1 protein-coding gene is annotated in these 278 nt (G+C 39.9%); it reads right to left on the bottom strand.

What is annotated here, in order from left to right; all coding sequences use genetic code 11:
- Window positions 1-52: 52 nt before the first annotated feature.
- Window positions 53-278, bottom strand: a 226-nt coding sequence (locus ACNKXV_RS14770) for an MBL fold metallo-hydrolase (RefSeq protein WP_417908453.1), incomplete at its 5' end; no start/stop codon positions are given.

The raw sequence follows: 278 nt of genomic DNA, 5'->3' as shown, positions 1-278 counted from the left end.
CCTGAAAATAAATTCAGGAGTGTAATAGTATTGGGTATGTGAGATTTGATTTTCAATGGAATGCTCTTTCTCCTACGAAAGGATTGTAAATTTTTTCAAATCCAATGGTGGTTTCCGGGCCATGTCCTGGGTAGACTACGGTCTCATCAGGTAAAGCAAAAAGTTGGTTTTTGATTTTATTCAAAAGTAGGTTATGGTTTCCTCCTGGTAAGTCAGTTCGTCCGATGCTTCCTTTAAAAAGCGTATCGCCTGCAATGCATTGTTTGCTTTCGGCGTGG

Source organism: Christiangramia aquimixticola (genome assembly GCF_048285835.1).
Taxonomy (GTDB): Bacteria; Bacteroidota; Bacteroidia; order Flavobacteriales; family Flavobacteriaceae; genus Christiangramia; species Christiangramia aquimixticola.
The sequence above is the reverse complement of the archived record's forward strand: the minus strand, read 5'-3'. Positions and strand labels throughout refer to the sequence as shown.